The organism is Paraburkholderia diazotrophica (assembly GCF_038900755.1).
In the GTDB taxonomy this organism is placed as follows: Bacteria; Pseudomonadota; Gammaproteobacteria; order Burkholderiales; family Burkholderiaceae; genus Paraburkholderia; species Paraburkholderia diazotrophica_A.
In genome coordinates this window covers 240,283-260,329 of record NZ_JBBPEN010000006.1, presented here as the reverse complement: position 1 = coordinate 260,329, position 20,047 = coordinate 240,283, and the positions used below count along the sequence as shown (strand labels likewise).

Genomic DNA, 20,047 nt, shown 5'->3' with positions numbered 1-20,047 from the left:
CGTTGTTCTCCTTTTCGATGCGCGTGCTTTACATCGTTTCCGCGAACAGTTCGCGGCCGATCAGCATGCGGCGGATTTCACTCGTGCCCGCGCCGATTTCATAGAGCTTCGCATCGCGCCACAGACGGCCCACCGGGTACTCGTTGATGTAGCCATTGCCGCCGAGAATCTGGATCGCTTCGCCCGCCATCCACGTGGCCTTTTCTGCCGTGTAGAGAATCACGCCCGCGCAGTCCTTGCGCACCTGGCGCACGTGCCCCGCGCCGATCGTGTCGAGCTGACGCCCGACCGCGTACAGATACGCGCGGCACGCCTGCAGAGTGGTGTACAGATCGGCAACCTTGCCCTGGATCAGCTGGAATTCGCCGATCGACTGGCCGAACTGCTTGCGGTCGTGGATATACGGCACGACGGCATCCATCACCGCCATCATGATGCCCGTCGGGCCGCCAGCAAGCACGGCGCGCTCGTAGTCGAGGCCGCTCATCAGCACCTTCACGCCGCCGTTCAGTTCGCCGAGGATATTCTCTTCGGGCACTTCGACGTTCTCGAACACCAGCTCGCCCGTGTGCGAGCCGCGCATGCCGAGCTTGTCGAGCTTCTGCGCAACGGAAAAGCCCTTCATGCCCTTCTCGACGATGAACGCAGTAATGCCGCGCGGACCGGCTTCGATGTCGGTCTTTGCATAGACGACGAGTGTGTCGCAATCCGGGCCGTTCGTGATCCACATCTTCGTGCCGTTCAGCACATAGCGTTCGCCCTTTTTCTCCGCGCGCAGCTTCATGCTGACGACATCCGAGCCCGCGTTCGGCTCGCTCATCGCGAGCGCGCCGACGTGCTCTCCCGACACCAGCTTCGGCAGGTACTTCTGCTTTTGCGCTTCGTTGCCGTTGCGGTGAATCTGGTTCACGCACAGGTTCGAGTGCGCGCCATAAGAAAGACCCACCGATGCCGATGCCCGCGAAATCTCCTCCATCGCAACCATGTGCGCCGTGTAGCCCATGTTCGCGCCGCCGTATTCTTCGGAGACGGTCATGCCCAGCACGCCCAGATCGCCGAACTTCTTCCACAGGTCCATCGGGAATTGATCGGTGCGGTCGATTTCGCCCGCGCGCGGCGCAATCTCCTTCGCCGCAAACGACGCGACGCTGTCGCGCAGCATCTCGATCTCTTCACCAAGCGGGAACTGCAAACCGGGCAGGTTAATCATTTGTGTGTCTCCAGGAGTTCATCGTGCGCGGACCGCGCGCGGGGTGCGCGCCGCATCGCATCAACCTTTGTTTCTGAGCAAGGCTCAGCCAGCTCGTCAGCCGCACAGCCGGTGTGATGGCCGATGGGGCCCGAATGACCGGCGCGCGACAGCATAGACCGCATTTCACTCCAGATTTACGTAAGCGTCAATCGGTATTTTTGAGTGTCACTCAAAACCATTAAGTGCGCGCTGAACCGCTATTTACCGTGGTAGTATCGGCCAAAGCGGGGCTTTCCTGCCCTGAAATCTGAACTGGACTCATATGATGGGCGTAGCAAGGGCCGAAGTGCCGGGATCGCGCCGCCAGCCGGCGGGACGCAAATCGCAGCAGCGCGTGAAGGAAATTCTTCAGGCGGGGCGGGACGTGTTCTCAGAAAAGGGTTACGAGCGCGCGACCACGGCGGAAATCGCGCAACGGCTAGGCATTTCCGAGGCCACCGTGTTCAGCTACTTTCGCGGCAAACGCGAACTGTGCGCGCGGGTGATCGGCGACTGGTACGACGAGATCATCGAGGCCATCGAGTCGGGCCTGCCTCGCGACGGCAGCATCCGCCAGCAGTTCGCGTTCATCGTCCGCACGCATTTGCGGCTGATGCTGGTCAACGGAACGGGCTTGTGCGCGCTCGTGCTGTCCGAGGGGCGCACGCGCCAGCACGAGCTCAGCGAAGAACTGACGGGCCTGCAACGGCGCTACACCGCGCCACTGATGCGCGTCCTCTCGCAGGGCCAGCAAACAGGGCAGATTCGCTCGGACATGCCGCTGCGATTGTTGCGCTCGCTGGTCTTCGGCCCGATGGAGCATGTGCTGTGGGACGCGACGCTCGGCAATCGCCGCACCGATATCGATGCGACGGCCGACCGGCTGATCGACGTGCTGTGGTCGGCATTGCAACCGCCCGACGCATCGCTCAGCGCGCTGGTGCAGTTTCGCCAGGAAGTGGGCGAAGCGGCGCGCCGGCTCGCGGAAGCCGAAGCCGCGCAAAAGCTGGCGAAACCACGCGAGTCGGCGAGCGCCGCCGCGAAAAACAGCGAGAACGCGTAGATAGCGCTCCGCGCCCGGCCGGGAGCGCTACTTGCTGGCAACACCTATGCCAGCAACGAACGCAAGGAGGACCGGCCATGCCCACGAAGCCCCGCCAAGGCGACAATCCGATCCGCCGCGATCAGTCCGATTCGCCCTCGCCCGGGACTGTCAAAACCGACGTGCCTGACGTCGGTCCGCCGCAGGACCCGGACGCTCCGCCACTCGATCCCGACGTCAACCCCGATTACGAGGACGACAAGCCGTAGGGTGCGCGCCGCTCGTCAAAAAGAATGACGACAACCACCACGCATGGGATCAGGGGAGCACGCGCCACAGGCGCCAACTATGGTCGACAGGGAGGACCATCGTGCAACAAGCATTCAATCGAACATGCCGGATCGGCCTCGCCAGCCTGCTGGCCGCGCTCGTCTCGACGACGGCGCTCGCGCAAGGCGCGCAGCAGTCGATCACCGAGCGTCACACCCAGGTCATGCAGACGGGAACCGGCTTTCGCGCATCGAAGCTTTCCGGCGCGACTGTCTATAACCGCGACAAAGACCAGATCGGCGTCATCGACGATCTGGTCGTCTCGCCGTCCGATCACACTGCATTCGCGATACTTTCGGTCGGTGGCTTTCTCGGCATGGGCAAGCACTATGTCGCCGTGCCGTTCAGCGATCTGCAGATCAACAGCAAGCAGGTGACGATGCCGGACGCGACGAAGTCATCGCTGGAGGCGTTGCCCGAGTTCAAATACGCGCCGGACTGACGGGCTTTCGTCGCTTTCGTCGCGTTCGTCACTTTCATCGCGCGGCAGGAGACTGTGCCGATATGTGCGCGCTGCACATCTTCGGACACAAGACGCGAGCGCCGTGACGACGCTCGCGTGTTACAACACTCACGCCGATCAGTAGTACGGATACGGCGAGTAGACCACGCCCGGCGGGCCATAGTAGTAGTAAGGACGCGGCGCGTAATAGACGGGCGGCGCCGAGTAATACGCGGGCGCGGGCGGCTGAGCGATTGAGTTACCCTTCGCCGTCATGCACTGCGCGTAGGCGGCGTCGTAGCGCGCCTGCAAACCGTAACCCGAATACGACGCGCTATTCGCACCTGTCGCGCCGCCGAGCAGCAAGCCACTGCCCGCGCCGATCGCCGCGCCCGCGCCCGCATTGCCCGCCGCCGCGCCAAACAGCGCGCCGATCGCGGCGCCCCCGAGCGTGCCGACGGCCGCGCTGTTCACGGAATTGTGCGTCGCCGCCTGCGACGCGCCGTTCGCATCGGTGCTGCGGAACGCATAGTCCCGGCACGCGTAATCTTCCTGCTGGAACTGCTCGAGCGGCTCGCCCTTGCGCGGCAGCGCGACCACGCTCGGCCCGCTGGGCGGCGCGACTGCGCAACCGCCCAACGCGAGCATCGTTCCGACGACGAGCGCCGGCGCCGCAAGCTTTCTCGCGATCTGTGTTCTGTTCATCTTCGTCGACACGCCAGTATGTAAATCCAGAGTCCAATACAAGAACAATAGTCGAAGCGACCCGTCGATGAGTTACGAATCCGTTACTGGATATTTCCGCGCAATTCACTGAAAAACGCAAGAAAGAGGGTCCGCCGGATTCGCGTTGAATCCGCGCTTCGATATGTGCATCATGCACATATTCCCATTGCACACATCGAGGTGGCGTCATGATCCAGCGCACGGCCAATCTGCTCGGCGTGCTCGCCGTTCTGGTGAACGACGATCTGAGCTCGCCATCCGCGCTGCCCGCGCTCGCCGGACCGACGGCGCGCGCGATGCTCAATGCGATCGGCCAGTACCCGGATACGTCGATCGAAGTGCTGCGCGAAGCCGTCGCGCTGTCGCACCCTGCCGCCGTGCGCACAGTCGCTGGACTCGTCGACGCGGGCCTCGTCGACAAGAACGCGGGCAACGACAAGCGCTCGGTCGCGTTGGCTTTGACGCCTTCGGGGCGCCGCGAAGCCCGGCGCTTGCGCACTGCGCGTGGACGCTTGCTGGAGCGCATCGTCGGACGGCTCGGCCACGACGAGCGCGCCGTCTTCGAAGACCTGCTGATCAAGATACTCTGGAACGAAACACGCGACGCATCGCACGCGATGCAACTCTGCCGTTTCTGCGACGACAAGCCCTGCATGAAGGCCGGTTGCCCTGTCGAGTGTCGCGAGCAAGGCATGCCGATGCCCGCGCGCAGCGAATCATGAGCGCGCGCATCCAGCCCAATACCATTAACCGCGCGAAAGTCATTCAACGCAAGCGCACGAGCGTCGGCTTCAACTCCGTGTATTTTTCCAGCGCGATAAACGCACGGCCTTCGATTGCAAGGGCCGCTGCCTTTCCCTGTCAGTCAGTCCATGTCGTCTTATCCATCAAGATGTCTAAACGTTATATGAGTGACGTGGACCACCAGTCTTGCGGACTTGCCGCGCTTGCGCATCTCCGCGCAGCATGAGACGGCTACGCACGCCGCTTGCAATTCCAATGTGAAGAATTCCGCGGTGCTCATTGGAATACATGCTCGCTGTTTCTTCAATGCGCCGACAGAAGAACTCACGCTATTCGTTCAATGAGCGAGAACTGTGCGAGAACAGCAGTTCGAATAGCACACACGTGTAGTGAATATAACAGGCACTTTAAATCGACTGCCGCCGGTGAAAGCCCTGCAAAAATCGGCGTTTCTCGACACTTGACGCATTCAAATTCGATTTCAATATCGATAGATAGCTCAGGGTAAGCCCGCATAAATTGACGAAAAGGCTTTTCCGGCATTTACGACTCGTATATGCTGGTAACAGGTTGATGTTCTTTCGTTCGGTTAGCCAATGCGCTGAGCAATTCGAGCAGCGTCATAGCGATAAAGAATGTATTTTGAATGACAACCTCGCGTCCCGTTTTTCCTTTCTATTGATGCGTTTTTCGTGCGGGGCGCTCAATACTTCAACGTGCCAGTCGAGTGTCATCGTGAGAGTCCGAGGCCCTTTGGTAAGGTGGGATCGTAGTCAGTTCGCGAGGTGTCTTCGCGATGACGACGCCATCGCCGACGGCAGCAACGGCAGGCTTGCGTTTAGCCGCTTTCTGTCCGTCTCGACGATCCTGTCGCGCCGTTCCGTCCGACGTCATAACTCCATTTCAGCGCGTGCCTTTATCGCGGTGCACACCGACGGTGTCGCATCGCTGTTGCCCTAGCGTCTCTCCATCTTCCGTTGTCGGGCCCGCTCGTGGGTCAATGCTTCGCGCGCGTCATTACGCCGCGTCTTCGCTTGCGCTCGCGTCTACGCCAGGCACGCGCCGCTGCACGCCCTCAGTAGCACGCAGCGGAGCAAACCGGCGAGCGTATCTGATTGCAACGCGCGGCGCTATCCGCTGACGACCGTGACGAGCAATCACTCTTGAAGCGGCTTTGCGCGTTGCGCACGGCTGCGGGATCGTGCCGCGCGCACGCAACCACAGCACACGCAACCTTCTATACAGCCGCGTAGAGCAACGCATTGCCGCGTTAAGACAGCAATCAACGAATACGATTAGTCATGCAAACGAAGCCCTTGGTTGGAATCAGCGCCGACAGAATGATGAGGGGCGCTCATCCGTCGCATGTGGTCGGCGAGAAGTACATCGCGGCTGTGGTCGACGGCGCGCACGCGCTGGCGGTATTGCTTCCCGCGCTAGCCGAACGGCAGACGCCTGAAGACGTTCTCGCGCACGTCGACGGCCTGCTGTTTACGGGCAGCGATTCGAACGTCGAACCGCATCGCTATGGCGGTCATGCGAGCGCGCGAGGCACGCTGCACGACCCCGCACGCGACGCAACGACGCTGCCGCTGATGCGCGCCGCCATCGACGCGGGCATCCCTGTTCTTGCGATTTGCCGCGGCTTTCAGGAGATGAATGTCGTATTCGGCGGGACGTTGCATCAAAGCGTTCACACAGTGGACGGATACGCCGACCATCGCGAAAACAAGGAAGACGACGTCGACGTGCAGTACGGGCCTTCGCATGCACTGCGTCTCGCGCAAGGCGGGCTGTTGCAGAAGCTCGCTGGCGGCGCAAGGGAAGCGCGCGTCAATTCACTGCATGGACAAGGCGTTGAGCGGCTCGGTGACGGCCTCACGGTCGAAGCCCACGCGCCTGACGGTTTGATCGAAGCGATCAGCGTCGCGAATTCGCGTGCTTTCGCGCTGGGTGTGCAATGGCATCCGGAATGGAAGCATGCGAACGATGCGCTATCGACAGCGATCTTCCGCGCGTTTGGCGCAGCGTGCCGCGAGCGAATGCGCATGAGGACGGGATCGGCTGCAAGCACGCCTGATCCCCGTCTCGCGCAATAAAACAGAGAGAACGATCATGCAAGACATTGATGAATTTCTGAAGAAGCATCACATCACCGAAATCGAAGCGATCATTCCCGACATGGCGGGCATCGCGCGCGGCAAGATCATTCCGCGCAGCAAATTCGAATCGGGCGAATCGATGCGGCTACCCCAGGCCGTGATGATCCAGACCGTGACGGGCGAATATCCCGACGACGGCTCGCTCACGGGCGTCACCGATCCCGACATGGTATGCGTGCCCGATCCTTCGACGATCCGCATCATTCCGTGGGCCGTCGATCCCACTGCGCAGGTGATTCACGACTGCGTGCATTTCGACGGCACGCCCGTCGCGATCTCGCCGCGCCGTGTACTGCGCCGCGTGCTCGATCTCTACAAGGCCAAGGGCTGGAAGCCCGTCGTCGCGCCGGAGCTCGAGTTCTATCTGGTCGACATGAACAAGGACCCCGACCTGCCTTTGCAGCCTCCCGTCGGGCGCACGGGGCGCGCCGAGACGGGACGCCAGGCTTATTCGATCGAAGCCGTCAACGAGTTCGATCCACTTTTCGAAGACATCTACGAGTACTGCGACATCCAGGAACTGGAAGTCGATACGCTGATTCACGAAGTGGGCGCCGCGCAAATGGAAATCAACTTCCTGCATGGCGATCCGCTCAACCTCGCGGATCGCGTGTTTCTTTTCAAGCGCACCGTGCGCGAAGCGGCGCTGCGTCATCGCATGTACGCGACGTTCATGGCGAAGCCGATGGAAGGCGAACCCGGCTCGGCGATGCACGTGCATCAAAGCATCGTCGATGAAGAGACGGGTCAGAACCTTTTCACTGGCAACGACGGCAAGCCGACTGCGCTGTTCAACCAGTACCTCGCGGGACTGCAGAAGTACACGCCTGCGCTGATGCCGATCTTCGCGCCGTACATCAATTCTTATCGCCGGCTGTCGCGCTTCATGGCTGCGCCGATCAATGTGCAATGGGGTTACGACAATCGCACTGTCGGATTCCGCATTCCACATTCGAATCCGCAGGCGCGCCGTATCGAGAATCGCATTCCGGGTGTCGACTGCAATCCGTATCTCGCGATTGCCGGCACGCTCGCTGCCGGCTACCTCGGCATCACGCAGCGTCTGACGCCGACGGAACCGCTCACGAGCGACGGCTACCAGTTGCCCTATCAGTTGCCGCGCAATCTCGAAGAAGGGCTCACGCTGATGGCCGCATGCGAGCCGCTTGCCGAAATCATGGGCGAGCCGTTCGTCAAGGCGTATCTCACGCTAAAGGAAACCGAATACGAGGCGTTTTTCCGCGTGATCAGTTCGTGGGAACGCAAGCATTTGCTGCTGCACGTCTGAGCCGGAATTCATCGGAGTACTCGGCATGCGACGCGCAGCGCACGACAATTGGAGGCAACATGAGCTATAGAACAGAAGAAATCACTTACGTGCAACCCGCGCAGCCGGCCGCAAAGGTCAGCGCATCGCGACAGCAGCGCAGCACGGCCGAATATCGCGCGCTCGACGCCGCGCATCACATTCATCCGTTCTCGGATATGGGCGCGTTGAATCGCGCGGGCAGCCGCGTGATCGTGAAAGCCGAAGGCGTCTATCTGTGGGATTCCGACGGCAACAAGATCATCGACGGCATGGCGGGACTGTGGTGCGTGAACGTCGGCTATGGCCGCAAGGAACTTGCAGACGCCGCTTATCGGCAATTGCAGGAACTGCCCTTCTACAACACGTTCTTCAAGACGACGCATCCGCCCGTGATCGAGTTGTCGGCGTTGCTTGCCGAACTGACGCCCGCGCCGTTCAATCACTTCTTCTATTGCAACAGCGGCTCGGAAGGCAACGACACGGTGCTGCGCATCGTTCACCAATACTGGTCGACGCAAGGCCAGAAGCAGAAGAAGTTCGTCATTTCGCGCAAGAACGGCTACCACGGCTCGACGATCGCGGGCGGCACGCTCGGCGGCATGAGCTACATGCATGAGCAGATGCCGTCGCAGGTCGAGCACATCGTGCATATCGACCAGCCATACTGGTTCGGCGAAGGCGGCGACACGACGCCTGAAGAATTCGGCCTTGAACGCGCACGGCAACTCGAGACGGAAATTCTCGAACTGGGACCGGAGAACGTCGCGGCGTTTATCGGTGAGCCGTTCCAGGGAGCGGGCGGCGTGATCTTCCCGCCGTCGACGTATTGGCCTGAAATCCAGCGCATTTGCCGCAAGTACGACGTGCTGCTCGTTGCCGATGAAGTGATCGGCGGCTTTGGCCGCACAGGCGAATGGTTCGCGCATCTGCATTTCGGCTTCGAGCCCGATTTGATCACGATGGCCAAGGGCTTGACTAGCGGCTATGTGCCGATGGGCGCCGTCGGCCTGCATGATCGCATCGCCACGGCGATCATCGAGAATGGCGAATTCAATCACGGCCTCACGTATTCGGGGCATCCTGTTGCCGCTGCCGTCGCCGTCGCGAATCTGAAACTGCTGCGCGACGAAAAGATTGTCGAGCGCGTGAAGAACGAAACGGGTCCGTACTTTCAGCAGTCGCTGCGCGAGACATTCGCCGATCATCCCATCGTCGGCGAAGTGGTGGGCGCGGGTCTCGTCGCGGGCATTCAGCTCGCGCAGGACCCGAAGATCAGAAAGCGCTTCGAAAACGGCGGCGACGTCGGTACGATCTGCCGCGACTTCTGCTTCAACGGCAATCTGATCATGCGCGCAACGGGCGACCGCATGCTGCTCTCGCCGCCACTCGTTATCACGAAGAGCGAGATCGACGAGATCGTATCGAAGGCGAAAAAAGCCATCGATGCAACCGCGCGGCAACTAGGACTGTCGTAACGGTACTCGGATCACGCGCGAATAACGCGTCTCGCGCATGACAGAAAGGGGGCGATAGGGGCAGAATGTGCTCCTCGCCTTCAATACGAAGTTCGGCCCGTGCGTGACTGAGCAAACGGATTGAAGGCTTACCGTAACTTCTATATCCGTTATGACGAGGCGTCGATGAATGCCGTGCTCACATCTGAAATCGCATCGAAATTCGCGGGTCTCGCGCTTGAACATCTGACGCGCGAGTATCCGAACAAGCTCACGCACTCGCTCGCCGGTCCGCAAGACGTGCAGGGTCCGCGAGCGCTGCATCCCATTTTCTACGGCAGCTATGACTGGCATTCGTGCGTGCATGGCTACTGGTTGCTCTTGCATCTGCTCGAACGCTTCCCCGAGTTGCCGGAGGCGCCGCAAATCATTGCTGTCGTCGACGAGCACTTCACTGAAGAAAAGGTCGCGGGGGAATGTATCTATCTCGATCTTCCGCATAACCGCGGTTTCGAGCGGCCGTATGGCTGGGCATGGCTGCTTGCGCTGTCGGCCCAGGCCACATCGCTTAAGTTGCAGCAAGCCGAACGCTGGTCGAAGACGATCGAGCCGCTAACGAATGCATTCGTCGAACGCTTCGAAGAGTTCTTGCCGAAGGCGACTTATCCGCTGCGCGTCGGCACGCATTTCAACACGGCATTTGCGCTGGCGCTCACACTCGAATTCGCGCATCGCACGCAACGCGATTCGCTGGCCATGCTGATCGTCGAAACGTCGAAGCGCTGGTATCTGAACGACGCAGGTTGCCAGGCGTGGGAGCCATCGGGCGACGAGTTTCTGTCGCCTTCGCTGATGGAAGCTGAGTTGATGCGGCGCGTGTTGCCGCCCGCCGAGTTCGACGGATGGTTCACGCGCTTTCTGCCCGATCTCGCGCAGCGCCAACCCGCGACCCTGTTCGTGCCCGCCACCGTGACCGACCGCAGCGACGGCAAGATCGCGCATCTGGACGGATTGAATCTGAGCCGCGCCTGGTGCCAGCGGTCGCTTGCGCGCGCGCTGCCGAATGACGATCCACGCCGCTCAGTGCTGTTCGAAGCCGCTGACATACATCTGGAAAGCGCGTTGCAGCATGTCGCCGGCGACTATATGGGCGAGCATTGGCTTGCCACTTTCGCGACGCTTGCGCTGGAAGCTTGATGACTGGTCGAGCATCGCAGTGACATCAAAATGGCCGGTGTAGTGCACTGGCCATTTGCTTTTCAACTATCGGGTTCTCGGTTCGAAAGGAGCCGGACAAAAAGAAAGGCCCACCGAGCGGTGGGCCGAATCCATATCAAGAGGAGACATGGAGGAGACATGGAGGAGACAGTTCCTAGTATAAACCCTTAGCGCCGTGATGCAAGTGGATGTGTCATCTCAACAACGGGCGCGGTGGGAATCCTGCTAACAGGAAATTTTTTCCAGCCCGAGGCCCTTGGAAAGTGGTTTCGAGCCTCTGCGAAACCGCCCAAACTAGACAGGCGGCAAATATTCCCGGGACACCACCTCTACGAAGGAGCGCCAGAAATTCATATTGCCCGAAGAGAGAGAGAATGCCGCCTGTCATCAGCGGGGGCAACGTAGCCGCGGTAACAGGTCGCAGATTTCGAAGACGAACCCAGATTAACGAGGATCACTAACTTCCTGACGCGCAGCCGCGCCCCGAACGTAACTGCGTGCCACGCGGTACCGTCTAGCGGTACTCGAAATCGTCCGCAGTAATCGACACGTGCGTCGAGCCCTTTGCGAGCGCCTTGCGTTCGGCCACTGCCGCTATGCGGCGCTGACCGTTGCCGAATGCCTTCGTGAGATGCGATTCGTCCGCGCCACGTTCCAGCCAGAAATGCTGTTCGAGCGCATCGCGCGTGATCGAACATCCTATCGCGCGCTTTTGCACGACGATATCGAAGGTCACGGATTGGCCGTTGGTCGAAAGGGCGAAGTTGCGTACGGACTGTTCCATTTTCAGCCTCTCATGAACTGCGATCTAACCGTATTTCGTGTTGCTTTCACGAACCATGCACCGATCATCCCGCATTGAAACTATCTCACTCCGTTAGGCATCGATCAGTTCGGAAGAACCCTTGACACACACTCGTCGCAAACGTTTGATAGCACCCAACGCCAGTAACAGGCACGAGTCAGGGGTGGCGGAGTACATTCCGGGGCATTTTCATAACGGAGAAAACGTCTGGAACGTACCCATTTTGAACAATTGCGTCGGGGCTGATCCCCGCTGTCAGACAGAAGATCTCATTTACGGTTGCATCGCTTGCGTCGCGCAGATTTCTGTCTGACGAAAGATTGCGCGCAAATGAATCGACAACGTGCGTTAAAGCTTTCTCAAGGATACAACGCAATCGTTTGCGCCACATGTCACATTGCTCGCGACAGAAAAATCCACGTCATCGCGGAAACTCGTATGATCGAGGCTCTAAAAAAGAACTCATACGAATCGTTCGATGAAGCATCCCCGCTGGACAGGACTCTTCTATCTGCTCATCACCGCAACGGGATGGGCCCTCAACTGGCCCGCAATGAAGGTTCTGCTGCGCGAATGGCCGCCGCTGTTTTCACGCGGAGTCGCGGGCGTGACGGCATCCGTGCTGCTGGGCATCGTCGCAGTGTGCGCGGGCGAGGCGCCGCGCGTGCCGCGTCGATACATTCCGCGATTGATTCTCGCAGCTTGCACGAACGTCTTCGCATGGATGGGTTTCTCCACGCTATCGATGAAGTGGCTCAGCGTCAGCGAGGGCGCGCTGCTCGTCTACACGATGCCCATCTGGGCCATGCTGCTCGCGTGGCCGATCCTCTCGCGCAAGCCATCTGCCATGGAGTTTCTCGCCTTGCTGCTCGGACTTGCCGGCGTTGTGGTGCTACTCGGAGGACGCGGCGTCGCGTTCGATGCCGGCAAGATCGCTGGCATTGCCTTCGCGCTGCTCGCGGCTGTCCTGTTCGCGCTCGGGACCGTGATTGCGCGCACGCCCATACCCGTCGCGCCGATCAGCCTCGTCGCGTGGCAAGTGGGACTCGGCTGCGCGCCGATGATTGTCGCCGGCCTGCTGATCGAGCACCCCGCTTACGCGTCGCTGCACGTCGACGGCTGGGCCGTGATGATCTATATGACGCTTGTGCCGATGGGCATCTGCTACCTCGCGTGGTTCGCAACGCTGCGGCATCTGCCGCCGCAGATCGCATCGATCGGCATGCTGCTGGTTCCGATCATGGGGATCGTCGCTGCGGCACTCGCCCTCGGCGAGCCACTCGGCTGGAAGGAAGCAGCAGCGATGGCGCTGACATTGAGCGGTGTTGCGCTTGCACTGCGACGGAAGGCACCGCAAGAAGAATGAGTCCGTCGGCCCGACCTGAACGCTCGCTACTCGCCTGCTTGCTGCTCCAGCGTCTTCTTGAGTCGCTCAACGGCTTCGTCCGATTCCGCCTGTATCTTCTCGCGTAATAGCACCGCATTCAGCAACGCGAACCAGAGCGTCGGCGAACGGTAGATAAACGTGCGCTCGAACCGCGTGCCATTTGCTCCATTTGCTCCATTTGTGCCGTTCGTACCATTGGTATCGGGTGTCATCGTGTAGTTGACCATGCCTGCGGGACGGCCTTCGATCGTGCCTTCGATCGTCCACTTGTACGGCCGGTTGCGCGCGACGACCGTCCACACGACGCGCCCACGTCGTCCCGCGACGCGAAACTCCTCCGTCGTCTGCTCGCCGACGACTAACGAATGATCTGTTGCGCCCGTGACCGACAGCGACGACGGATGCCATGCCGGCCAGTGCGCAGGCGTCGTTACATAGTCGAAAACGGCCGTACTGGGCCGCGCGATGCGTTCAACAGTGACAATGCGCGTCGAAAGATGAAAAACGCGCGGCAACGGAACGAACAGGAGACCGAGCGCGGCCGCCATACATGCGACAGTCGCGATCGCTCGCAGCAGCGTTTTCATTGCTATTCGCGCCGTGTTCGCGCGCCCCCGAATGAAGGAAGTACTTTCGTTGCCATCTACCCAATGGCAGAGCCCGGCTTGTCGATCTTACCCTGCTATTCGGAGCGGGATCACATCCAGTGTTGCCAATCACACTGCCGGATCATGCGTTTCCTGACACATTGTGCCTGGAACATTCCTCGCTTATGTGTTCAATTAACCTCAATTCGCACGATATAGGAGTGCGCGCTGCAATGCCGTACACTTGTCGAGGCGGAAACGAATGGTCCACAAATCAGTTGTTCAAGGAGGGAACGTCCGTGGCAAATGACAAAATGTTGAAGCAGATTTCTGAAAAGGACGGCTTCATTGCCGCGCTCGACCAGAGCGGCGGCTCGACGCCGGGCGCGCTGCGGCAGTACGGCATTCCCGACGATGCTTACAACGGCGACGCCGAAATGTTCAAGCTGATTCATGAAATGCGTGTGCGGATCATCACCTCCCCCGCCTTCACTGGCGAAAAAGTCATCGCAGCCATTCTCTTCGAGGCCACGATGGATGGGCAGGCTCAAGGCAAATCCGTGCCGTCGTTTCTCTGGGAAGATCGCGGCGTCGTGCCGTTTCTTAAAGTCGATAAGGGGCTCGAAGCAGAAAAGGACGGCGTGCGTCTGATGAAGCCGATCCCCGGGCTTGATGCGTTGCTTGACCGCGCGCGCAAGCTCGGTATTTTCGGCACCAAGATGCGCTCGGTGATCGAGCAGAATTCTCCGTCGGGGATTGCCGCCATCGTCAAGCAGCAATTCGAATATGGCGCGCAGATCGACGCGAGCGGACTCATGCCGATTCTCGAGCCCGAAGTGTCGATCAAGGCGCCGGACAAGGCGGGCGCGGAAAAGACGCTGCGCGATGAAATCAGCAAGGGCCTCGATGCACTGTCGGCCGATAAGCAGGTCATGCTCAAGCTGACCATTCCCGATGTCGCCGACTTCTATAAGCCGCTGATCGATCACCCGCGTGTTGCGCGAGTCGTCGCGCTTTCGGGCGGCTATACGCGCACGGACGCGTGCAAGAAGCTCGCGCACAATCACGGCATGATCGCGAGCTTCTCGCGTGCATTGATCAACGACCTGAAGAAGCAGATGAGCGACGACGAGTTCAATGCGAAACTCGCCGAAGCCATCGATGAAATTTACGAAGCTTCCTCCGTCAAGGTCTAAGCGGAAAAGCCCTCTGCAAGCCGCGCGGGATGCAGTGCCGCTGCATTTCGATTTCGCGCGGCTTGGCCTCTACGCGCTGATGCGCGGTATCAATGCGCCGTTGGCGGAACGTCGGGGTCGACGTATTCGTTGCGCGAGAGCCAGTACGGATCGCGGTTGTAATACGTGTGCAGCGACTCGCCCCATTTTGCGTCGGCCATCGTCGGCCAGTGGTCCTTGTCGAAACCCGGTTCGTCCTTTAGCCGCTGCGCGCTAATATCGACGTGGAAGCATTTCTCCGCGGTATCGAGTGTGAGCGCGCTCCACGGAATAGCGTGCAGGTTTGCACCCATGCCGAGAAAGCCGCCTTCGGAAAGCACTGCATAGGCGATTCGTCCGCTGCGCACGTCGAGCATGATGTCCGAAATCTTGCCCACGTGTTCACCGTCCGAAGAGATCACCTTGTTGCCGTCCAGTGTCGATGCGGCCATCACTTCCGGCCTCGGGCCTTCGCCGACACCACCGCCGACAATCCCTGCTCCACCTGTTCTGCGCGTTTGCGGATTGATTGAACCCATAGTTCACCTCCTATGAACGTGAGTGTCCTGTAGGCGCGCAATGGCTGTACCCGAAGCGCTTCGCGAAGACAGTTGTCAAGCAAGCCTTACCTGGTAGGCGCGAGTCTGAGTCATCTTTTCCGAAAACGACTCTTTGTTGTCCGTTGTCGCGGGAGAGATCCGGGTCTACTGGAGACGGTATCGAACGGTTTTGAGTAGAACAGCGATATTGGCAACTCAGCAGTGATCACGCCTTGAACTTCCGCGCCAGTGAACGCGCGCGAGGCTCCAGGCGAATCCATCGCGGAGTCTGTTGATTGAAACGCGCGCTACTCTTTCACTGCCTGCGCAACGAGTTCGCCGAGCACCTTGACGGCCCGGTCGATATCCGCATTCCACGGATGCCCGAAGTTGAGGCGCACGCAATGTCGAAAGCTGCGCGCCGCCGAGAAAATGGGCCCCGGCGCGATGCTCACGCCCTGCTCGATTGCGCGCCTGTGCAGCGTCAACGCGTCGATCGATTCAGGCAATTCGAGCCATACGAAATAGCCGCCCGACGGACACGTCCATTTCACGCCCTTTGGCATGTAACGTCGCAACGCCACGTTCATCGCATCGAGTTGTGCGCGCAATGCCGCACGCAATTTACGCAAATGCCGGTCGTATCCGCCATGTTGAAGATAATCGGCGATACCCGCCTGCACGGGAATGCTCGCCGAAAGCGTCGTCATCAGCTTCGCGCGCTGTACTTTTTCCGCGAATTTTCCTGCGGCAGCCCAGCCAATTCGATACCCAGGCGCAAGCGTCTTCGAGAAAGAACTGCAATGCATGACAAGCCCCTTGCGATCGAATGCAATCGCGGGCAAAGGATAATCCGCCTGAAAATGCAGTTCTCCATACACGTCGTCTTCGATCAACGGAACTTCGTGTCGCGCGAGCAGCTCGACTAGCGCCTTCTTCTTTTCGAGCGGCATCGTCGCGCCCGTCGGGTTCTGGTAATTCGTCATGAACCAGCAGGCGCGAATGGGATGCCTGTCGAGCGCCTGCTCGAGCGCACCCAGATCGAGGCCGGTTTGCGAATCGACGGGAACTTCGACGGCGCGCAAATCCAGTCGCTCAATCGCCTGTAGCGCAGCGTAAAAGCCCGGAGACTCGACGGCCACGACGTCGCCGGGACGGGTCACGGCCATCAGACATAGATTCAACGCTTCCAGCGCGCCATTGGTGACGACGATTTCATCGAGCCGCTGCGACAGCCCCATGCCCAGATAACGCAGCGCAATCTGTTGACGCAATGCCTCGTTGCCGGGCGGCAAATCGACGACAGTACTCCACGGATTCACCGTGCGCGCCGTTTGCGCGAGTGACTTCGCAAGACGCTGCAACGGAAACAACATGGGCGAAGGGAACGCGGAACCAAGCGGCACGACGCCCGGATGCCTCGCAGCTTCGAGCACGCTAAAAACGAGTTCGCTGATATCGACTTTCGCGGACTCGGCAAGGACGCGCTTCGCCGTGGCTTCGCGACTTTCGGCAACAGCCGCGCCGCGCGCGACGTAATAGCCGGAGCGCTCCTGCGCGCGAATGAGCCCCCACTCTTCCAATAGATAGTAGGCGCGAAACGCCGTCGACTGACTGACCCCGTGCTGCGCGATGACCTGTCGCAACGAAGGCATCCGCGTGCCCACGGCGAGGCCGCCCGAGCGTATTTCCGCCGCCATTGTGTTGGCGAGTGATTCGTAGCGAGTCATCGAATGGTGCGCGCGGCAGAGCGCTCTTTATGGAGAGCTTTTTATACTAATCGGTACCGCACCGCGCAATCAACGTTTGCTGCTTCTCATCGACAGACAGACCACGAATGCCGAAACGGCCGCAACCAGCGCAGCCGCGCCAAATGCTTGCGAGAAGCCCTCGCCGTAGCTCGAACGCGCAATGCGAAGCAGCGTGTCCGTCAGTGCAGGCGGATACAGCGTGAAGGCGCGCGCGAAGTCGCCCGCCATCACACGCTCCGCGAAGCCAGGCACGGAAGGCACCTGCACGTGGGACATCTGCGTGGTCAGCGCCGAACGCACACCCTCGGCCAGCACTGCGCCGAGGCCGGAAAAGCCCAGAAGAATGCCCGTGAAGCGCGACGTCGTGCTGATGCCGGACGCCATGCCCGCACGTTCTCGCGGGACCGTGCCCATGATCGCCTTCTGCGTTTCGCCGTTCAGCAGTCCCCCGCCGCTGCCGAGCAGCGCCATCGCGACGATTAGCCATGCATGGTCCGCGCGGCGCGCGGCGAGCATCATCGCGAGATTGCCGCATGCAACCACTGCGAGGCCGAGCGTCAGAATCCGCCGTGAATCCATATACGTCGAGAGTTTGCGCCCAAGTTGCGGCAGCAACAGCATCGCCAGCGCGAAAGGCAACATGCCGGCTCCCGCGCCGAGCGCGCTCTCGCCTCGCGCATTTTGCAGAAACAGCGGCAACAGCGAGGCCATCACTTGCGCTGACGACGCATACGCGAACATCGCCACGATCGCGCCGACGAAGGGCAGCGAACGAAACAGCGTGAGATCGAGCATCGGATGCGCGCGCCTGCTTTCAACCAGCGCGAACGCAGCGAACAGCGCGACACCGGCACACGCGCGCGATACGGCAGCGGTACTGAACCATCCGCGTTCGGGGCCAAGAATCAGGGCCCACGTCAACGAGAACATCGCTGCCGCAAAGAGCGCAATACCCGGCAGATCGAGCGAGCGCGGCGTCGGGTCGCGCGACTCGTCGACGATCCTGACGACACCCGTCGCCAGTAGCGCGCAGATCGGCACATTGATCGTGAATGCCCAGCGCCAGCCCAGATACGCGCTGACGACACCGCCGATCAGCGGCGAAAGAACCATCGTCAGCCCCATGATGCCGCCCCAGACAGCCCACGCGCGTGCACGTTCGCGCTCGTCGTGGAACGCATGGCCGATGATCGCGAGCGCGGGCGCAAGCAGGAACGCCGCGCCCACGCCCTGCGCGGCTCGCGCGACATACAGCAGCGCCGCGCTCGGCGCGATGCCGCATGCGAACGAAGCGAGCGCGAAAAGCGCGATGCCCGCGAGGAACACGCGCTTGCGCCCGAAGCGGTCGGCAAGCGAGCCGGCGGGCAGCAACAGCGCGGCGAAGCACAGCACATAAGCGCTGATCACCCATTCGATATCGGCAAACGATGCATTGAGGTCGCGCGCAATGGTGGGCAGAACGATGCCGACGACGTTCGTGTCGAGCACGGTCATCGCGCACCCCATCGACGCAATGAGCAGCAGCGGCGTGCCGCGAGAGGCCGAACGGCTAGCGGTAATTGAACTCATGAGCTTGCTTTTGCGCAAAGACGGCGGACGATGAGCCCGTATTTCACCAGTTATTTCTATTCCATTCATTCCCGCATCTGTTCAATATAATTAGGTGCAAGCTAATAAACGACACCCGCCTCATGGAACTCCGGCATCTGCGTTATTTCATCGCCGTCGCCGAGCGGCTGCATTTCGCACAGGCCGCCGAAGCGCTCGGCATCGCGCCGCCCACGCTGACCGTGCAGATCCAGGAAATGGAGCGCACGCTGCAGGCGCAACTGTTTCGCCGCACCAAACGCACGGTCGCACTGACGCCCGCCGGAGAAGCGTTTCTCGCGGAAGCGCGCGAAACCCTCGCGCAGTTCGAACGCACGCTGAATGCCGGAAAGCGCGCCGGACGCGGCGAACTGGGGCGAATCCACATCGGCTATGTCGGCTCGGCTGCGTTTTCGGGTGTCCTCCAGAAACAGATTCGCGCGTTCCGCAAATCGCGGCCGGGCGTCCTCGTGCAGGCGACCGAGCATCCAATGGGTGAACTGCCCGCGTTGCTGGAGGAAGGACGCGTCGATGTCGCGTTCGTGCGCATGCCCGTCGACCTGCCGTCCTCGCTGCGCGCGCACGTGCTGGCGCGCGATGCGTTCTGCGCGGCGCTGCCCGCCGAGCATCCGCTCGCGGCAGCAGCCGGGCCGATCAAGGCGCGCGCGCTGGCGGGCGAAATCTTTGTCGTGCCCGAACAGGATCTCGGCACGCGCGAAATCGCGCGGCGAGGCCGCTTCAATCCCCGCATCGTGAGCGCGCCGGGCACACTGCTGGCCGTGTTGACACAGGTCTCCGTGGGCGCGGGCGTGGCCATCGTCCCCAATGTGCTGACTCGGGTCGTCAATTTGCCGAACGTCGTCTTCAAGACGCTCGCGGGCGAGCCGGTTGTGTCGGAGGTCGCCGCCGTGTTCCGCAAATTCGAGCATTCGCCCGCGACGAAAAAGCTGATCGAGCAGATGACGGGCAAGGCGGCTTAGTACTTTCCCGGGCTTTTACGCGCCTCGCGACCTATCATTGGAGAGCGAGACCGACGCTCGACATCGCCTGCCGTTCCGCAGCGCATGCCGAAGCGGACTGGATCGTTCCTTGCTGCACAGCACCGAAGCGAACGCCTCAGACCGGACCACCTGGCCCCGGGCAAAGCAACAATCGCCCGGAAAACCGCGCTGGCGAGCGTTCGCGTATCACACCTGGCACTCACGGAGAAATCAGATGACCATCGAATTCACCAGCCGCCGGCACGTCGTAGCCGCATCGCGAGTCGCATTCGAAGCGAACGTCGAAGGAAAGGAGGTATGGTGCAGCGTATCAATCGACGCCCTTAACGACCACTTCGGCAATACGGGCACGTCGTCCCACGATCTGATCGCGGCGTTCGAGGGTAACAGGAAGGCAATTGAAGCTGCCGCTCGACGTGTGCTACAGCGAAATGGGGGACAGTCGGTCGAACTGGAGACGCGCGACTTCCATTAGATACCGCTCGAAAGCGGCGTCGCGGGCAGAAAGAGCAACACCG

General features: G+C 60.8%; 21 protein-coding genes. 14 read left to right on the top strand and 7 right to left on the bottom strand.

Annotation, left to right across the window (positions count from 1 at the left end; all coding sequences use genetic code 11):
* Positions 1–28: 28 nt before the first annotated feature.
* Positions 29–1,210: an isovaleryl-CoA dehydrogenase gene (locus tag AABE10_RS20750; protein ID WP_342935120.1), complete on the bottom strand. Its 1,182-nt coding sequence runs from the start codon at positions 1,208–1,210 to the stop codon at positions 29–31.
* Positions 1,211–1,514: 304 nt separating this feature from the next.
* Between AABE10_RS20750 and AABE10_RS20745 the strand changes: the two genes are divergently transcribed.
* The 3 genes from AABE10_RS20745 (at position 1,515) to AABE10_RS20735 (ending at position 3,045) form a co-directional block, all read left to right on the top strand.
* Positions 1,515–2,294: a TetR/AcrR family transcriptional regulator gene (locus AABE10_RS20745; RefSeq protein WP_342935119.1), complete on the top strand. Its 780-nt coding sequence runs from the start codon at positions 1,515–1,517 to the stop codon at positions 2,292–2,294.
* 77 nt (positions 2,295–2,371) lie between these two features.
* A complete protein-coding gene (locus AABE10_RS20740) occupies positions 2,372–2,542 on the top strand; it encodes a hypothetical protein (RefSeq protein ID WP_342935118.1) in 171 nt (56 codons plus the stop codon).
* Between the two features lie 101 nt (positions 2,543–2,643).
* Positions 2,644–3,045: a PRC-barrel domain-containing protein gene (locus tag AABE10_RS20735; protein WP_342935117.1), complete on the top strand. Its 402-nt coding sequence runs from the start codon at positions 2,644–2,646 to the stop codon at positions 3,043–3,045.
* A 138-nt stretch (positions 3,046–3,183) separates the two neighbouring features.
* Here AABE10_RS20735 and AABE10_RS20730 read toward each other — a convergent pair whose 3' ends face one another.
* Complete coding sequence (locus AABE10_RS20730; protein WP_428983361.1) at positions 3,184–3,750, bottom strand: glycine zipper family protein; 567 nt, start codon at positions 3,748–3,750, stop codon at positions 3,184–3,186.
* Between the two features lie 209 nt (positions 3,751–3,959).
* Between AABE10_RS20730 and AABE10_RS20725 the strand changes: the two genes are divergently transcribed.
* The 7 genes from AABE10_RS20725 (at position 3,960) to AABE10_RS20690 (ending at position 10,637) form a co-directional block, all read left to right on the top strand.
* Positions 3,960–4,493, top strand: coding sequence for a MarR family winged helix-turn-helix transcriptional regulator (locus tag AABE10_RS20725; protein ID WP_342935116.1), 534 nt, complete (start codon positions 3,960–3,962; stop codon positions 4,491–4,493).
* Positions 4,490–4,741, top strand: a complete 252-nt coding sequence (locus AABE10_RS20720; RefSeq protein ID WP_342935115.1) for a hypothetical protein — start codon at positions 4,490–4,492, stop codon at positions 4,739–4,741. The genes AABE10_RS20725 and AABE10_RS20720 overlap by 4 nt, the downstream gene beginning before the upstream one ends.
* 527 nt (positions 4,742–5,268) lie before the next feature.
* Positions 5,269–5,475, top strand: coding sequence for a hypothetical protein (locus AABE10_RS20710; RefSeq protein WP_342935274.1), 207 nt, complete (start codon positions 5,269–5,271; stop codon positions 5,473–5,475).
* 341 nt (positions 5,476–5,816) lie between these two features.
* Positions 5,817–6,614, top strand: coding sequence for a gamma-glutamyl-gamma-aminobutyrate hydrolase family protein (locus AABE10_RS20705; RefSeq protein ID WP_342935114.1), 798 nt, complete (start codon positions 5,817–5,819; stop codon positions 6,612–6,614).
* Positions 6,615–6,630: 16 nt separating this feature from the next.
* Positions 6,631–7,965 (top strand): glutamine synthetase family protein, encoded by a 1,335-nt coding sequence (locus AABE10_RS20700; protein ID WP_342935113.1) that lies wholly within the window; start codon positions 6,631–6,633, stop codon positions 7,963–7,965.
* A 59-nt stretch (positions 7,966–8,024) separates the two neighbouring features.
* Complete coding sequence (locus AABE10_RS20695) at positions 8,025–9,461, top strand: aspartate aminotransferase family protein (protein WP_342935112.1); 1,437 nt, start codon at positions 8,025–8,027, stop codon at positions 9,459–9,461.
* A gap of 165 nt (positions 9,462–9,626) precedes the next feature.
* The gene (locus AABE10_RS20690; protein WP_342935273.1) at positions 9,627–10,637 is read left to right on the top strand and encodes a DUF2891 domain-containing protein; all 1,011 of its coding nucleotides are present in this window, start codon (positions 9,627–9,629) and stop codon (positions 10,635–10,637) included.
* 535 nt (positions 10,638–11,172) lie between these two features.
* Here AABE10_RS20690 and AABE10_RS20685 read toward each other — a convergent pair.
* The gene (locus AABE10_RS20685; protein ID WP_342935111.1) at positions 11,173–11,442 is read right to left on the bottom strand and encodes a DUF1488 family protein; all 270 of its coding nucleotides are present in this window, start codon (positions 11,440–11,442) and stop codon (positions 11,173–11,175) included.
* Between the two features lie 499 nt (positions 11,443–11,941).
* Between AABE10_RS20685 and AABE10_RS20680 the strand changes: the two genes are divergently transcribed.
* On the top strand, positions 11,942–12,829 hold the full coding sequence (locus AABE10_RS20680; protein ID WP_342935110.1) for a DMT family transporter: 888 nt from the start codon (positions 11,942–11,944) through the stop codon (positions 12,827–12,829).
* 26 nt (positions 12,830–12,855) lie between these two features.
* Here the strand turns inward: AABE10_RS20680 and AABE10_RS20675 are convergent, their stop codons facing one another.
* The gene (locus AABE10_RS20675) at positions 12,856–13,437 is read right to left on the bottom strand and encodes an SRPBCC family protein (RefSeq protein ID WP_342935109.1); all 582 of its coding nucleotides are present in this window, start codon (positions 13,435–13,437) and stop codon (positions 12,856–12,858) included.
* A gap of 299 nt (positions 13,438–13,736) precedes the next feature.
* Between AABE10_RS20675 and AABE10_RS20670 the strand changes: the two genes are divergently transcribed.
* Positions 13,737–14,633: a fructose bisphosphate aldolase gene (locus tag AABE10_RS20670; RefSeq protein ID WP_428983360.1), complete on the top strand. Its 897-nt coding sequence runs from the start codon at positions 13,737–13,739 to the stop codon at positions 14,631–14,633.
* An 89-nt stretch (positions 14,634–14,722) separates the two neighbouring features.
* On the opposite strand, the gene AABE10_RS20665 is transcribed toward AABE10_RS20670, so the two are convergent.
* From AABE10_RS20665 to AABE10_RS20655, 3 genes are all read right to left on the bottom strand, one after another.
* Positions 14,723–15,190, bottom strand: a complete 468-nt coding sequence (locus AABE10_RS20665; protein ID WP_342935108.1) for a PRC-barrel domain-containing protein — start codon at positions 15,188–15,190, stop codon at positions 14,723–14,725.
* Between the two features lie 308 nt (positions 15,191–15,498).
* Positions 15,499–16,920 (bottom strand): PLP-dependent aminotransferase family protein, encoded by a 1,422-nt coding sequence (locus AABE10_RS20660; protein ID WP_342935107.1) that lies wholly within the window; start codon positions 16,918–16,920, stop codon positions 15,499–15,501.
* Between the two features lie 69 nt (positions 16,921–16,989).
* A complete protein-coding gene (locus AABE10_RS20655) occupies positions 16,990–18,510 on the bottom strand; it encodes an MFS transporter (protein WP_342935106.1) in 1,521 nt (506 codons plus the stop codon).
* Positions 18,511–18,632: 122 nt separating this feature from the next.
* On the opposite strand from AABE10_RS20655, the gene AABE10_RS20650 reads away from it, so the two are divergent.
* Positions 18,633–19,508 (top strand): LysR substrate-binding domain-containing protein, encoded by an 876-nt coding sequence (locus tag AABE10_RS20650; RefSeq protein ID WP_342935105.1) that lies wholly within the window; start codon positions 18,633–18,635, stop codon positions 19,506–19,508.
* A 235-nt stretch (positions 19,509–19,743) separates the two neighbouring features.
* Entirely contained in the window at positions 19,744–20,004 is a 261-nt protein-coding gene (locus tag AABE10_RS20645) for a DUF1488 domain-containing protein (protein WP_087737022.1), read from the top strand.
* Positions 20,005–20,047 lie beyond the last annotated feature (43 nt).

Bases quoted from the DNA above. Each gene is read 5' to 3' on its own strand.
- AABE10_RS20680 (WP_342935110.1), top strand. From the start codon at position 11,942: ATGAAGCATCCCCGCTGGACAGGACTCTTCTATCTGCTCATCACCGCA.
- AABE10_RS20660 (WP_342935107.1), bottom strand. From the start codon at position 16,920: ATGACTCGCTACGAATCACTCGCCAACACAATGGCGGCGGAAATACGC.
- AABE10_RS20745 (WP_342935119.1), top strand. From the start codon at position 1,515: ATGATGGGCGTAGCAAGGGCCGAAGTGCCGGGATCGCGCCGCCAGCCG.
- AABE10_RS20690 (WP_342935273.1), top strand. From the start codon at position 9,627: ATGAATGCCGTGCTCACATCTGAAATCGCATCGAAATTCGCGGGTCTC.
- AABE10_RS20665 (WP_342935108.1), bottom strand. From the start codon at position 15,190: ATGGGTTCAATCAATCCGCAAACGCGCAGAACAGGTGGAGCAGGGATT.
- AABE10_RS20740 (WP_342935118.1), top strand. From the start codon at position 2,372: ATGCCCACGAAGCCCCGCCAAGGCGACAATCCGATCCGCCGCGATCAG.
- AABE10_RS20645 (WP_087737022.1), top strand. From the start codon at position 19,744: ATGACCATCGAATTCACCAGCCGCCGGCACGTCGTAGCCGCATCGCGA.
- AABE10_RS20730 (WP_428983361.1), bottom strand. From the start codon at position 3,750: ATGAACAGAACACAGATCGCGAGAAAGCTTGCGGCGCCGGCGCTCGTC.
- AABE10_RS20705 (WP_342935114.1), top strand. From the start codon at position 5,817: ATGCAAACGAAGCCCTTGGTTGGAATCAGCGCCGACAGAATGATGAGG.
- AABE10_RS20650 (WP_342935105.1), top strand. From the start codon at position 18,633: ATGGAACTCCGGCATCTGCGTTATTTCATCGCCGTCGCCGAGCGGCTG.
- AABE10_RS20685 (WP_342935111.1), bottom strand. From the start codon at position 11,442: ATGGAACAGTCCGTACGCAACTTCGCCCTTTCGACCAACGGCCAATCC.
- AABE10_RS20750 (WP_342935120.1), bottom strand. From the start codon at position 1,210: ATGATTAACCTGCCCGGTTTGCAGTTCCCGCTTGGTGAAGAGATCGAG.
- AABE10_RS20675 (WP_342935109.1), bottom strand. From the start codon at position 13,437: ATGAAAACGCTGCTGCGAGCGATCGCGACTGTCGCATGTATGGCGGCC.
- AABE10_RS20655 (WP_342935106.1), bottom strand. From the start codon at position 18,510: ATGAGTTCAATTACCGCTAGCCGTTCGGCCTCTCGCGGCACGCCGCTG.
- AABE10_RS20720 (WP_342935115.1), top strand. From the start codon at position 4,490: ATGAGCGCGCGCATCCAGCCCAATACCATTAACCGCGCGAAAGTCATT.
- AABE10_RS20725 (WP_342935116.1), top strand. From the start codon at position 3,960: ATGATCCAGCGCACGGCCAATCTGCTCGGCGTGCTCGCCGTTCTGGTG.
- AABE10_RS20695 (WP_342935112.1), top strand. From the start codon at position 8,025: ATGAGCTATAGAACAGAAGAAATCACTTACGTGCAACCCGCGCAGCCG.
- AABE10_RS20700 (WP_342935113.1), top strand. From the start codon at position 6,631: ATGCAAGACATTGATGAATTTCTGAAGAAGCATCACATCACCGAAATC.